Here is a 14403-nt window from a genome sequence, read left to right on the forward strand (position 1 = left end):
ATACCGGTTGTTGCCGCCTGAGCATGCTAAAATCGGCTATGCGACGTGATTCAATGACCAAGCGGATGTTAGCCCATGCGCCTTAAGAATCTGGAGAGTTACAGGATCGGCGGAGTCGGCAGCGACATGCAGCTTGGAATTCCCCTGCCGAAAACGCCGGACGGCCGGGTCTATCGGTACTCCCCGAACGAAAACGCGCATCCACGACTTTTCCTGCTTGGCGACCGGGTGGCAGGCTTCGCTCTGCCCGAAACCATGAGCGTGCGTATGTCCCATATGCCGGGAACGCCTGGCACAATCTGTCCGTATAGCGGCGTATTGGATGAAGACGAGGCCTTCACCCATCCGGATGACGTCGCGGCGGCGCAGGAGGTGGTCGCGCACGCGGCTGCGGCCGACATCGCTGAAGCCTTTCATGGCATGTTCGCCGATCTTGGGCGCAAATTCGCGGGGAATAAGTTCGTCAAGATCAAGCCGGGTCCGAAGCCGCATCCGAAGCCCCGGCCCCGTTTCGCGCGGCGCGATTTGCTGCGCGAGTTGGTATGCGACGAATGCGGGCGCGATTACGGGGTCTTTGCGATCTCGCTGTTCTGCCCGGATTGCGGCGCGCCGAACATCCATCTGCATTTTGCCCGCGAGGCGCTGCTCGTGCGGGAGCAGGTGGAGATGGCCGGCAAGCTGGGTGCAGAGCAGGGGGAGCTTGCTTACCGGCTGCTCGGCAATGCGCACGAGGATGTCCTGACCGCATTCGAGGCGACCCTGAAAGCCGTCTATCTCTACAAGCTCACGACGCGGCCCGCAGACGCGCCCGAGGCGAAGCCAGTCGCAAACGCCTTCCAGAACATCGAGCGGGGCCGGAAGCGCTTCGTCGAATTCGGCTTCGATCCGTTCGGAAGCCTGAGCGCCGATGCGCTTGCGGTGCTCACGCTGAATATCCAAAAGCGCCATGTCATTGGGCATAATCTGGGGATTGCCGATGCCATGTTCGCCGAGCACGCGGCTGATGCGCGCCTTGGCGAAACGGTGCCCTTGGTTGGCGAGGACATTCTTCAGTTCGCGGACATTTGCAAAATGACGGTTGACTACATCGATGCATGGCTAGGGAATGGCGGGCTGCCTCCGAGCCGCGATGCGGTGCCTGTAAAGCCGATCATCGCGCCTCCAGGGAAGGAGCCGGCGACGCTGATGGTCGGCAAGTTGGGCAAGATGGCCGTACGCATTGCACTATGGGCGGCGGAACGATCAGAAAAAGGTCTTGATGATTTCATCACCGAAGAGGAGCTGACGAAGGCCTTTCCAGACTCGAGCATGGACGAATTGGCGTTCGCCGTGGCCGAGCTTGCGAAGGACGGTTATCTGCGGACGACCGCCGTGATCTCGAAACGCATTCCACGGATACGCGTCGCCGCTGAGCTGTTCATCACTTTCGATCCGCATGCGGTAAAGACCGACCCGGCATCGGATGTGGTTACGATCGTGGACTTGGCGCTTGCCAGGAGCAACACGGTTGGTGTCGAAGAATTGCATGTAGCGACAGGTTGGTCGCTTAGACGCTTCAATCCGGCCTTCGCCTATATGGTCTCGCAGATTGACGACCGGCGCGTACTCGCCGGCGGGAACAACGATTATCCGGCTCGCGGCTTTTTTCTGATGGATGAGGATCGGGTTGATCTCAAGCGTTTTGCGGATCGCCTGAGGGGCTGAACTCCCACCTGCGGAGAAGCGACGCATTGCGCAGTCCGAGGGGAACGCCCGCCGCGGCCGCGGCCTTCCGGTTGCATTTGTTCTCTAACTGTTCCATACTTTGGGTTCTGGGGACAAGCCAGAACGCCTGATTTGGTGCGGGTGGACCCCGCCTCAATCTTGGTGTGTGCTCGCCGGGGGAAAGCGCATCAAAAGTTGCACTCCGTAATGCCTGCAGGGGCAATCCACAGACAAATCGATTGCGTCTATGTCCGACCAGCGTTTCATGTCCGCCGATGCTGCGCCGCGCCTGACCAGCCATCTGCGGGCGCTGTCCTTGATTGCGCCCTTGCAGCGGGCTGAAGACAATAAAGGAATGCTGCACGTCTCCGCCAGGGCGGCGGAGCGCGTGGACATGCGCTATCTGGCCCTTGCCGCCATCGAATTGCTGATCGATCGGATGGGCGCCGGCGGCACTGCGGGCCGCGCAGAGCTGATTGAATATCTTGCGGATTTGGCACGGCTTCAGTCGCGAAATCTCTCGGACCCAGATGCCACCGCGCTGGCAGAGAATGTGTTCGACGGCTTGACCAACGCTCGCGACCGCCGCGCGCGCTTCAAGGTCCGTCTATTCGATCCAGATCAGCCTGAAGGGGTCTTTTTCGAATTCGCATTGCTGCGGGCTGAGCCGCTCCCGGACGGGACCGTGGGTTACCGGCTGACCCAGGAAGCGATTGAAATCCACCTCAGCTTGCTGGCGCATGATCCACTGACTGCGACGCAGGTCAGCGAGATCATCGTTGGAGAGTTTCTCAAGCGAGGACTCTACGATCATGCGGTGTCTGCGGCCGAGCGAACGAGAACCAACAGCATTCGTCTTGCCGAAGCGATCCGGTTGCTGATGGCGGAAGCACGCCGCGCCATCCTCAAGGTGATGTGGCATGAGGAGCTTGGCCCGAAAATGGAGGAGGCACGCAGTCTGCTGGATGCGTCCATCATGCGCGAGGGCGCCATGCTCGCCCAACTGAGTGACATGGCGGCTGACGTGACGGACGAGACGGACCGCCGCCACTTCTCGCGTATCCGCACGCTGCTGCTCGATGTGCAAACGCGTCATCGCAAGCTGATCGTTGTGGTGCAGAAGACGGCCGAAGAATATTTGCACCTGCAAGCTGACACCCTCAAGCTGCGGCCCTTGGCGCGATTGCCCGATCTCGAAAACGAGATTCTCGATCCGTTGTTGCGGGCTCCAGCTAACTTCTTGATTGAGAATGCATCCGGTGTTTTCGGTGCGATCTCCGGGACGCTGCCGCCGCTTGTCCTCGACATCGCAGCCGCGGTCGCAGCATTCGAACCGGACATTGAAGAGGCGGGTATCTTCGACCCGACTATTGAATTCGATGATCCCACAGCGGGGCTGGAATTGCCATTCGACGAGGCAACCATCGCGCGGGCTGAGCAATTTGCACGCGCAACCGTTCTCGCGACGGGAGCCATCACGCTCGGTGAGATTTTGTCGCGGGCGGCGTTAGATCGCCCTGATGATGCAGCTTTTCAGCGCTGTCTTTTTCTTATCCTGGAGCAGGCAATCGATCCGCGCACGACAGACGTTGCCGGCGGTGCGTCGATTTTGAGCACGCGTTTCGATGCGGGGTTCGTTGAGGGCACCGATGTTAGATTCTCGCGCGCAGCGGGCGGAGGAGTCCATGCTTCCCAATGACGTGAAAGACGCCTCAAGGCTGGTCGAGTGGGGCTTGCATCCACGTGCGCTGCCCGAAGCACATCCAGAATACCGCGATCTGGTCCGTCGTTGGATGGATGATGGAGGCTTCAAGGCCATTGTCGCTTCCGTCGCCGAAGGTCTGAAGCTGCGAGTGGTCGGTGTGAGCGCGCGCACTGGCATTGTGCTGGGCACGGAAATGGAGTCCGTCTTCGCCTATACGATTTCACGCTTCCGCCGGAACGTCTCCAATGACGACGCTGCGGTTGTGGCGCTCGTGTTGGTGGCTGCGTGCGCGACCTTTTATCCGGCACAAGACGCGCTCGACAGCGATGAGATTATGTCGCCTAGCGCGACGTTATCGGAGATCAGAGATCGTCTGACCAAGCTATGTCAGGCGTTGGAATCGCAGGATCGCACGGGCGATGCGGCAGCCGCACGCTGGCGCAAGGGTTGGCAATATATCCGGGCGTTACCCGAGATCGTCGAGGATGCGCGACGGACGGCACGCAGCCACCTGCATGGGCTTGTCGGACTAGTCCTCAATCATCTGTTCGAAACGGGCTTCGTCGCGGTCGATGAGCGGCAAGACGGAAATCATCTTTACGTCGCCACGCCGCGCTTTCGGATGATGCTTGCAGAGCATGCGGCCGTACCGCTTCTCGATGTGGCCCGTGGCGCCAGCGCGGCGATGGAGGCGGCTCATGCTTAAGATCAGTCGCGCATATCTTGACGCCTGCGGTTATGTCGATGGAGTGTTTGAGGAGCTTCTGATTAAGCCGACAGATGCCGCCGGTTCGGCACTGCATCACGTTATTCACGCGCCCAACGGCGTTGGAAAAACCACCATCCTCGCGCTCCTGTTTAGTATTTTCGAGCCGGATCGTCGCAAGTTTCTACGCACGGAGATCAACCGCCAACACAGGATTGAGCATTATTTCATGCCGGGACGGCTTGGCGTGGTCGCGCTCGAGCTGGTCAAACCCGGCGTGAACAACAAACCGGTGCGTCATGTCATCGGCCAGATATTTTGGCTCACGCCCGCTTCCAAGGGGGATGACGGAGAACCGGGACACCGGCGTTTCTTCGCATTCCAGGCCGACGCTGACACCTCATTGGATACGTTGCCTTTCCGCGGACTGTCGGGTGATGCGCCATTGCGCTCGCTCGATGACTTCACACGTTGGGCACGCGACATGCGCAGCAAGCCGACATTCTTCTCCACCGACTCGCTCACTGCGTGGCGCAAGCATTTGACCTCCGAACTCGGGGTGGAACTGAAAGTAATCGAAGTGCAACGTCGTTTCTGCGGCACAGAGGGCGGCATCGGCGCGGCATTTCTTGATTTCAAGTCCGAGCAGCAGTTCCTCGAAAAGATCTTCGCTTTCATGATTCCGGCGGATGCCGCTGACAGTGTTGTGCAGGCATTGGAGACGGGACTTGCGAAAATCCGCGGCCTGCCGCAGCGAAAGGACCAGCTTAAGGTTCTCACGCAGCTTGCAGACGGCTTCACGCCGTTCATTTCCGCCGCCGGGGCTCTGGAAACCGCCGAAGCCGAACGTGCCGACGACTTCAAGCGGCTGGGCCGTCTGTTCTCGCGCTTCAAGATCGATCAGACCAAACTGGAAGTGGAATGGGACATCGTCGGCGGCGAATTGGCTATCAAAGGGCAGAGTGTTGAAGACGCTCGCGCCCGTGAGCGCAAACTCCAAGGGGAGGTTCTCTTTCTGGAAAAGGCGGCTGCCGACCGGCGATTTAGCGATGCCAAGGCGGCAGTGGAAAGGGCAAAAGACAGTTCAGCGACCGCAAGTCGTAGACTCCAGTCGGCGCGCGCCACAGATATCGGTCGCAAATTATCGTCGGCGCAAGGACAGCGGGAAGCCTTCGAGGCGGAGTTGGACCGTATCGATCGGGATCTTGCTCCTGACCGCGCGCTCCTTGCACGCGCCGGAGCGAATCTTCATGCCTTGCTGGATCAGCTCGCTGCCGAAGCCGAGCGCGATGCCGATATCTACGAACAGCGCTCCCGTGAGGCAAATCAGCTGGCTGAATCGCACGCCGAGGAGGATCGTGCGGCGAGCGGCCGCGCACAGGAGCTGAAGGCCGAAGTCGAACGCCTCGCAGCGCGGGTGGCGGAGCATGACCGCGAGCGCAAGGAGCTTGAGCGGCAGGGTGCCATTCGCGCGGCAGAAAGTCCTGCTGCGGCATTGGCGCGCATCGATAGCGAGTTGAAGGTTCAAGGCGATGCCGTCGCCGATACAGAATTGCAAGACGAGCAGCGAGAAAAGGAAGCGCGCGATCTCGAAGGCGTCCGCACTGCGGCACTTGCGGACTCGCGCCGCTGCGCAGAGGAGGCTGCGCGTCTCGCGAAGCTCGGCGAGGCCGGCCGGGCCCTGGAGCAGGACATTCTTAGCAGCGAGGCACTTGCCGCAATACTGGCTGGCGAATCCAAAGACCCGTATCGACTGGATTTGCCGGAGCGTGCGCGCGCCGCGCGGACGTTATCCGAAGAAATGCACCGCAAGCTTGCGACCGAGCGCGAGGCGATCGCAGGTGAGCTCAGTTTCCTCGATGCTGAAGGCGTATCGTCCGTGCCGGCCGATGTCGCTGTGGTCGCCGGAGCCCTTAAGGAGGCCGGTATTGCCGATGCGCAGCCGGCAGAACACTATCTGGCGCAGTTCAAGCCGGATGCCGACGAGGCGTTGGCGCTGTTGCGCGATGATCCGGCCCGCTTTGGCGGCGTGTTCGTCGCTCGCCTCGACCGCAAGCGCCTGTCGACGCTCGCAAGTGATAGCCGTCTGAAGCTCAAGGGCCCGGTGGTCGTCTCCGAGGCGACGCTGCAGACCACAGCCACGTCTGCCACGGAAACGGGAATCGTCTTTGGTCCCTTCAGCGCCGCGCGCGTTAATAAACAGGCGGCTGCGGAAGAAAAGTCGCGGCTTGCAGATGCTTTGTCAGCCAAGGAAGCGGAGCTTGCGTCCTGTGTGGCACAGATTGAGGCGATTGGCACGCTCGTCGATCAACTCCGCGAGCTTCACAAGAACTACCGCGATGACCGTCCTGACGACATATTGCGCCGCTGCGAGCAGTTTAAGTCCGACAAGGAGCGCGCGGATCAGCAGGTCAAGGATGCCATTGTCCGGCAAAAGGCGATTGCGCAGGAGCGCGCGCAATTCCGCGGCCGTCTGCATGAGCTTGCCGATGCAATCAGCCGGCTGAAAATGGCGAAACAGGCCGTCGATCAGTTCTTACGCCGGTATGTCGATATCTCTGAAATGTCCGCGCGCATTCCGGTGGCAACCGCTGAACAGCAGCAACAACAGGATGCGGCACTGAAATCTCGCGCCGCAGCCGTGAAAGCACGCGCGGCGGCGACCGATTACGGGGGCCGTGCGGTAGCGCTTCGCGCCGATGCAAACGCACGCCGATCCGACAAGGTGCACTATCCGGAGACAGACGGTGCGACCGCCGATCGAACGGGTACGTTTGACGATCTGCGCAGCCAATACAAAACGGCTGAACATGCCCTCGCCAGTAAGCGGGACGCGCAACAGGCGACGGTTTCGCTCCAGCTCTCGGCAGTGAAAGAGAGCATTTTCAAACTTGATCAGGAATACGCGCAGGCCAGCCAGGGATTGGAGCCCGCCGATCTGGAGCCGTTTAGCGCTGTCGCCGATCTTGCGCGTGCGATCAAGGAGGCGGATCAGAATGAGCAGGAATGCCGCGCGGCCGTCGTCCAGGCGGACGCGACGTTAACGTCGGCGCAATCGGCGCTCGGTCCTGTCAGCGGGAAGATCGAGCGTGCTGAAAAGAAGAGTGGTCTAAAACCCATTCCGGTTCCGGAATTCGCGCAAGCGTCAGCCGAACTTTGCGCCAATGAAGCTGCGCTGCGTGAGCAACAGGCGGAGGCGCTCGAAATCGAAATTCGCAACATGGAACGTGAGCATTCGGGTTTGCGCACGCGCCATGCTGACATCAAGGGCAAACTGAACGGCGTCCAGGCACTCGCCAAGCGGGCCGAAGGGCACCTCCCTGAAGCGAGTCGGGACGAATTGCCTGACCTAAGCCTGGATCATGATGAGCTTGAGCCTGCGCTCGATCAGGTTATCGCTCGGATCGGGGAGGCGCGCGCCACAATCAGCCGGCTGGACGAAGAGGCCGAAGCAAGTTTCGAGCAAATTCGCCAGTTGATCGAAGGCGAAAACTTCCGCCGCCTTGAACCTCAGGTGGCCGATCACCTACGCCGTTATTCCCATCGGTCGGCCGGAGCCGAGCGTGAGACGCTTCAAGCGCGTATTGCGGAGCGCATCGGAATTGTTCGCAGCGAAATAGAAAATCAGATGCGGGATCAAAATGCGTGTCTCGAACAGCTTCGGCTCCATGTCATTCACGCCGATGATCTCCTGCTGCGCGCCGCTCGCTGTTCGAAAATTCCCGACCACATCGCCTTCTACGGCGGCGAACGCATTCTGAAAATCAAGCGGCGCCTGCGTGACGTGCCAGTCGAGATGGTACGCAACCAGCTCTCTATCTGGTTGGACGAACAAGTGCAGACCGGGCGTGTTCCCTCAGATGGTGCCGTTCTGGCTGCTGAGTTGCTGAACCGCGTCCACGCCGGTCGCGCGCTCGAAATCGAAATCCTCAAGCCCAAGCGTGATGCGATCCAGCCATATATGCGTGTGGACCGTATGGGCCTATCGGGCGGTGAGGGCGTAACGGTCGCGATGATGCTCTATACGGTGATCCAGAAACTGGCGATGGATGAGCGTACGGACGGAAAGAACGCGGCCTCTGGCGGCTTCTTGATGCTCGACAATACATACGGCATGTCCAACATGATGGAACACATTGTCCTGCAGAAGACGATGGCGGATCTGCTGGACATTCAGCTATTCGTGACGACTTGTAGCGAGGACAAGCACGTCCTCAACATGTTCCCGGCGATTACGCGCTTGGTGCAGGGTGAGCGCGTCCTTTTGGACGGACAGCCGAAATACATCCGCGTGCGCTCCGGTGACTATCTCCTGAAAGGAGGCGAACGTGCCGCCTGAGGCCGCGCGTCGCCTTGTGCGCGCTCTCAAGAAAACGGGGCGAAGGCGTATTCCGCTAGACATCCTGCGCCGGGAATTTGCCTCGGCATGCCCCGAACTTGCGGAGCAACCGGATCGGCGCACCCGTTTGGCTGAGGCGCTACTCAATGCTGCGGACACGGGTGAGATACTGCTTCCGAAGCAAAGACGAAGCTGGGACCGCGCCGGCGGCGCGGCCCTGCCGGGATTCGTCATGCTCGCCGGGCAACGACAGACGCGTCCGCCCGTCATTATTGCCGGCTATGCTTGGCATCCACTGCTTAGTTTTGCCGCAGGAGAGCGCAACCGGTTGCGGCTGGAATCGGTCAAGCGCATCAACGAATGGCTCAAAAGTGATCCCGATTTGAGCCTCATCGTGCCGATCAAGGAACGTTCGTTGGAGATTTTCGGCGACGAAAAGCGGCTCGATCAACTACGCGGCGGTACAACCAATCTCTTCGGGCAAGTCAGTCTCAGTTCACTTGGTTGCCGTATATGCCCCATTCCTTTGCCATTCGAGGCGGGATCCGCAGCTGCGCGCGGTCAGCCGATCCTCATTATCGAGAACAACGACACATGGGCCTCGTTTTCCGCCTGGAACCGCAGTGTGGGACGCTACGCCGCCGTTGCCTATGCCGGCGGCGGTCACGGCAAGAGTCTGGCCTACGATGAGATGTTTATCGACGAGTTGATCAGTCGTTTTCAGGCCGAAGGGCTTTTCTACTTTGGCGATCTCGACCCTGCGGGGCTGCGTATTGCGAGCCGGGCAGCGGAGCGCCGTGCGCTTCGTGGCAGCCTGGCGCTTCAACCTGCTGCCGCGCTCTACGCGTGGCTTCTCGACCGTGGTACGCGAACAAGTCTACAGCGCACTGAAAAGGCAACAGCAGCCGACCTCGCATGGCTTCCGGAACACTTGCGCGATCCCGTCGAAGCTCTCTTCGCGGAAGGGCACCGTATTCCTCAAGAATCCTTGGGTACGCGCGCGCTTGCAGTCGGCGACATTCATTTTTGACGGGCATTGCTCGTGCGGCAGACCGATCGGGGCCGCCACAATCAGCCGGCTGATCGGAGCCTAAATGCCCATCGTGGCGTAGCTGGCAACGGCGAGGTCATCAACCGCGATCATTGCTTGGTAGCCGCGCCTGCGCGTTTTTGCGCGGCCTGAGCTTTTCGGAAGGCTGCAACCCGTTTGATGGTCGCAAGAAGTTCTTCAACGTTGTTTGTCGTCGGCTGGAGTGCGAACAGCGGACATCCGTGGTCCTTGTCGACCGGAAATCCGACAACACAGGGCGCGTCGAGCCGTTCGATGCGTGGGTGGCGCTTGGGCCCTTCATCGGTCTCGTCTTCAACTTCCGTGGATTCCAGCCGCAGCCAATAGCTTTCAAGCTCATCCTTGTCTTCTGTCAGGGTCTGACGATCCAGCGCCATCAGTCTTCTACAGTCAGAGCTGCAAATATCCTGCATCTCCGAGAGCAGTCGATCTGCGATCGGCATCAGAAGGAATACGCGCACGTGTTCTGGCATTTCATCCTTCTTGCCGCGGTAGATCGAGTCGTCGATTAGCCGGGCTACGTTTTCGGCAGGCAAGACATCAATCGCGCATAGAATGAGATATGCGAAAGCCCTGGTCATCGGTGTTTGATCGACGTCGGCCTTCGAGCCCCGCATCAACAAGTAAGAGACGTTCACGAGTCCGATTTGCAGGACCTCAAGAAGGGAGCGTGCATCAAGAATTGCGCCCCACGGCCGGCGGGTAACGTCGCCATTGGCGAATTCATTGACCGTCGCCGCGAAAATGCCCATTGCCGATAGTTCGATGTCGTCGCAGTTTTTCCAGAGATCGGAGAGGGTGCGCTCGGTGACGAACTCCATCTTGTTCCAGAAGCGCGACTCCATAGCTTGAAATCGGCCTTGAAGGCTGAGCGCCTGGGAAAACAGGCGCAGCACGGCTTCCGGATGCCGACTCAACAGCCGTTCCAGATGAGCGCCGTCCCACAACCTGACGACCGGTGCCACTCCTTCACCCAATCGATCGTGGGATTGGAGAATTGAGTATTCGTTGTGACGACGATGCAATCGAGTTTGTCTTTGGCCTGAGCGTTGACGACGGCGTTCTTGACCTCGTTGGCATCGACTGTGCCGGTCCTGCCCTTGCATTCAATCCACCATATCTGGGGCTCGATATTATCGTCGGCGGCCGACGGCGTGTAGAAATGCGCTTCAAGGTCTCGGCCGCCGTCGGCAGCGCCGCCGCCGCTGCCGCCGGTGCGCCACTCAAGATCCTTGGCGCCCATCGCATCCATGAGCCAATACAGGCATTCCTCAAGGTCCTTGCCCTTCAATTCCGAGAACGGAATTGAAGCGGGCAAGACCCATTCCTTGAGGTTGTCATCGGCCATGGCGCCTCATGCTTCGCCGGTCTCAGCGAGCGAATAGGTCGTGCTACGGCCGCCGCCGGTGTCTTTCTTCAGGATTCTACGCTCGACGAGGTCGGTGATATCGCGCAGCGCCGTGTCGGCAGAGCATTTTTCGATCTTCGCCCATTTCGACGTGTTCAAGCTGCTATAGAAGCCGTCGAACAGGCGGTTGATCATGTCGCGCTGACGTTCGTTGAAGTCGCCGGTCGAATGTGCTTCCCAGAATTTCGCCTTCTTCAGCACCGTGGCGAGCGTTTCTTCAGCACCCTCGAATGCACGATCGAGACAACCGAGAAACCATTGCAGCCACGGCGTGACGTCGCCATTATCCTGCTTCTGCGTCGCCTCCAGCGTGTCGTAGTACGCGTTCCGCTCTTTGCGGATTTGCGAAGACATGCTGTAGAAGCGCTGCGAGCTCTTCTCCGAACGGGCGAGCGACATGTCGGCGATCGCGCGCGCGATACGTCCATTGCCGTCGTCGAAAGGATGGATGGTCACGAACCAAAGATGCGCAAGCGCGGCTTTGAGTACCGGGTCGATGTCGCTATCCGCGTTGTACCATTCGAGAAACGCCTTCATTTCTTGGTCGAGGCGGCCTGCTTCAGGAGCCTCGTAGTGCACGCGCTCCTTGCCGACTCGCCCCGAGACGACCTGCATTGGTCCGGATTTATCCGTTCGCCATGCCCCGACGGTGATTTTGTGCATGCCGCTGTAGCCGGTCGGAAACAGCGATGCATGCCATCCGAATAAGCGCTCGGCTGTAAGGGGCTTGTCGAAATTCTGCGTGGCGTCGAGCATCATTTCCACGACGCCTTCGACGTCGCGGTCTGACGGCGTCAGTGCACCGATATCCATGCCGAGCCGCCGCGCGATGGAAGATCGAACCTGGTCGGCGTCGAGGATTTCTCCCTCGATCTCACTGGACTTGAGGACATCCTGCGTCAGCGTCTGGAGGATTGCCTCGTCGCGGAGCGGGAAGCCGAGGCCCTCCATGCGCCCAATCAGCCGCCCCTGGCGATGCCGGACGGCGGCCAGCTGTTCGGCGAGAGCGTTGGAATTCCAAGCGAATTTTGGCCATTCCAGTCCTTGGTGATAGTACTTAGCCATAATCTCCGCACCTCTTGCGGCGATTATGGCTCATATTCGCCGCAGGGGAAAGGATATTCACCGCATAATGTGCGGTGAATAGGGGGCGTATTCACCGCAGTCTCTCGGCCGAGGGTCGCGAGACCCGCGCAACAATGGAGCCAAAACGAAATTCTGTCATTGAGCTTGGCATTATGTCTGTCAAAAATGAAGAATATAGATCATATTTTTCTGCAAAAATGATTTGACGCGTGGCAAATATTAACCATTAATTCGCCTCACCAACTTGGGAGCGTCCGCATGAATGTCCAGATCCCAACCCATCTCCTGCGTCTTGCCCGGGAGAAGGCCGGCGTGAACCAGACCGGCTTGGCTGTTGAGCTCGGCGTCAACGCGAGCGTTGTCTCACGGCTAGAAGCGTCAGAGCAGGCGGACGGCAAGATGGCCGAGCGCTACCTCAGGGCGCTGAAATCGGATTTCGCCAACGAGATCGTCGCGTTCTTCTCCGACCAGTGGCGGCATATCGAACGTCCGGATTTTCTGCACCCTGACAGGTCCGTCCTGTGGGATGCAGAGCGTGCGCTGCAAACGCTCGAAACATTCGAGAAGGGCGATCAGTTTGAACCGATCCTGCAGGACCCTCTGACCAAGCTGCGCAATCGGATCATTTCGGAAGTCGACTTCATCCGGCACAAAGAGCACGGCATCGCCTTCATCGGCGAAATCGGCGTCGGCAAAACGACTGCGCTTTCGTTCGTCACGAATCTTGTAACCCGCAACAAGGAAGAGGAACCAAAGAGCATCTTTCCGACGGGCAGCGGCCGAACGACTGTCTGCGAGGTCGCCATCAAGATCGCGCCCGCATTTGGGATTGCGGTCGACTGCCTGACTGAGGATCAGATCAGGCGGCTGGTCACCGACCTCGTCAGTGGATTGAAGTTCGGCAAGAGCGGGCTCCCGAGCGAGCTGGAACGCGTTATCCGCAGCATGGCTGATCTTCGCCGCGTGATTGTCCGCGGGAAAAAGCCGTCAGAGAAGCCGAGCACGGTCGATCACCTCAAGAATCTGATCGACAAATTCGACGACGTGGACGCCGTCATCGGCGAGGTCATGGCGCGGATGAAGCTGGAAACCCGCACCGAGACGCAAATGATCCTGTCGCGGGACACCGAAGGCAGCATGGAATGGCTGTCGTCAAACATCAGCAAGATCAACTACGGTCAGCATGCGAAATTTTCGGTCCCTCATCGCATCACGGTGCTGCTGCCGCTCGAAGCCTTGCGGGAGACGCCCTTCCTTATCAGTGTTATTGATACCAAGGGGGTTGAAGGCACCACGCAACGCCCCGACTTGATGGCGCAGATCGAGGACCCAAGGACGGTCACCGTCCTATGCTGTAAGTTCTCGGATGCGCCCGGTGGTGTTCCACTTTCGATCATCCGCGAAACGATCGACGCCGGTTCCGACGCTCTTGCATCCGAGCGGCTGTGTCTTCTGGTGCTGCCGCGAAATGACGAGGCCCTGAAGATCGTCAATGATGCTGGCGACACTCCAGCCGATGTGGCGGAGGGATACACTGTTCGCGAGGCCCAGATCGAACAGCAGTTCGCGACGGACGGATTACCGAGCATCCCGATCAATTTCTTTCAGGTCGGCGCGGACGCACCGGAGGACGTGTGGCATTGGCTGACATCGCGCATCGAAGCAATCCGTACTGCGAAGGTCGAGCGGATCACGCGTCACGTGGCGGCCGTAGAGAATCTGGTCACGAACGCCGATGTCGCAAAGACGCGGGAGGCGCGCCGCACAATCGCAGACACTATAGCGAAGGCAGCGGAGCGTTTCCGGACATTGCCGAACGTGGTGCGACCGGCGCATCTCAACCTCGTCGCGGAAGCCAAGAAGACACACCAGAATTCCATCGCTGCGTCGGTGAATCGCAAGGGTAACTGGGAGAACTTTCCGGTCGCTCATATCCTGGGGCAGGGCGTACGCATCGACGTCAATCTGCGCACGAAGGACACGTTCGTGCGCATCGACGAGGCGATCGAAGGCCTGAAAGACGACTTTGCCCATCTAAGCGACGTGGCCCAATTTCTCGAGAACCTGAAGGACGATGTCGAGGAATGGCATAAGGACTTCTTGACTCGGGTTGCGCTCGCCGGGCGCAATCTATTCACGCCCTATCTCGGATCGGCGACGGAGATGTGGGACAGGTGCGAGAAGCGGTATGGCGGCGGTGCCGGTTATCGTGTCGACGTGTCTGGAATATTCCAGGAGCAGTTTGAGTCCGATACCGGCGCCATGACGACCGCACAGAAGGTCGAAGGGCAGGTCGCCGCGATATGGGAGCAGATCATCATCGAGCCACTGAAGGACGCATCGGCCTTCAGCGAGGAAGACTGACGAGGCTCCGAATGCCGAATGA

The 14403-nt window shown here is 59.5% G+C and carries 9 protein-coding genes; 6 read left to right on the top strand and 3 right to left on the bottom strand.

Annotation, left to right across the window (positions count from 1 at the left end):
* Positions 1 to 75 precede the first annotated feature (75 nt).
* From ACNHKD_RS09695 to ACNHKD_RS09715, 5 genes are all read left to right on the top strand, one after another.
* On the top strand, positions 76 to 1704 hold the full coding sequence (locus ACNHKD_RS09695; RefSeq protein WP_442753279.1) for a hypothetical protein: 1629 nt from the start codon (positions 76 to 78) through the stop codon (positions 1702 to 1704).
* Positions 1705 to 1951: 247 nt separating this feature from the next.
* Positions 1952 to 3403 carry a hypothetical protein gene (locus ACNHKD_RS09700; RefSeq protein WP_442753280.1) on the top strand — a complete coding sequence of 484 codons (1452 nt, stop codon included), beginning with the start codon at positions 1952 to 1954 and terminating at the stop codon, positions 3401 to 3403.
* A complete protein-coding gene (locus tag ACNHKD_RS09705; RefSeq protein ID WP_442753281.1) occupies positions 3390 to 4115 on the top strand; it encodes a hypothetical protein in 726 nt (241 codons plus the stop codon). The genes ACNHKD_RS09700 and ACNHKD_RS09705 overlap by 14 nt, the downstream gene beginning before the upstream one ends.
* The gene (locus tag ACNHKD_RS09710) at positions 4108 to 8454 is read left to right on the top strand and encodes a hypothetical protein (RefSeq protein WP_442753282.1); all 4347 of its coding nucleotides are present in this window, start codon (positions 4108 to 4110) and stop codon (positions 8452 to 8454) included. Before ACNHKD_RS09705 ends, ACNHKD_RS09710 begins: the two co-directional genes overlap by 8 nt.
* On the top strand, positions 8444 to 9484 hold the full coding sequence (locus ACNHKD_RS09715) for a Wadjet anti-phage system protein JetD domain-containing protein (protein ID WP_442753283.1): 1041 nt from the start codon (positions 8444 to 8446) through the stop codon (positions 9482 to 9484). Before ACNHKD_RS09710 ends, ACNHKD_RS09715 begins: the two co-directional genes overlap by 11 nt.
* Before the next feature lie 110 nt (positions 9485 to 9594).
* Here ACNHKD_RS09715 and ACNHKD_RS09720 read toward each other — a convergent pair whose 3' ends face one another.
* The 3 genes from ACNHKD_RS09720 to ACNHKD_RS09730 are packed head-to-tail and all read right to left on the bottom strand — an operon-like array spanning position 9595 to position 11996.
* Complete coding sequence (locus tag ACNHKD_RS09720; RefSeq protein ID WP_442753284.1) at positions 9595 to 10440, bottom strand: hypothetical protein; 846 nt, start codon at positions 10438 to 10440, stop codon at positions 9595 to 9597.
* Entirely contained in the window at positions 10437 to 10871 is a 435-nt protein-coding gene (locus ACNHKD_RS09725) for a restriction endonuclease (protein WP_442753285.1), read from the bottom strand. Before ACNHKD_RS09725 ends, ACNHKD_RS09720 begins: the two co-directional genes overlap by 4 nt.
* Positions 10872 to 10877: 6 nt before the next feature.
* Entirely contained in the window at positions 10878 to 11996 is a 1119-nt protein-coding gene (locus ACNHKD_RS09730) for a Fic family protein (RefSeq protein ID WP_442753286.1), read from the bottom strand.
* A gap of 279 nt (positions 11997 to 12275) precedes the next feature.
* Between ACNHKD_RS09730 and ACNHKD_RS09735 the strand changes: the two genes are divergently transcribed.
* A complete protein-coding gene (locus ACNHKD_RS09735) occupies positions 12276 to 14381 on the top strand; it encodes a helix-turn-helix domain-containing protein (RefSeq protein ID WP_442753287.1) in 2106 nt (701 codons plus the stop codon).
* Positions 14382 to 14403 lie beyond the last annotated feature (22 nt).

This window comes from Methylocystis sp. JAN1 (genome assembly GCF_052186135.1).
In the GTDB taxonomy this organism is placed as follows: Bacteria; Pseudomonadota; Alphaproteobacteria; order Rhizobiales; family Beijerinckiaceae; genus Methylocystis.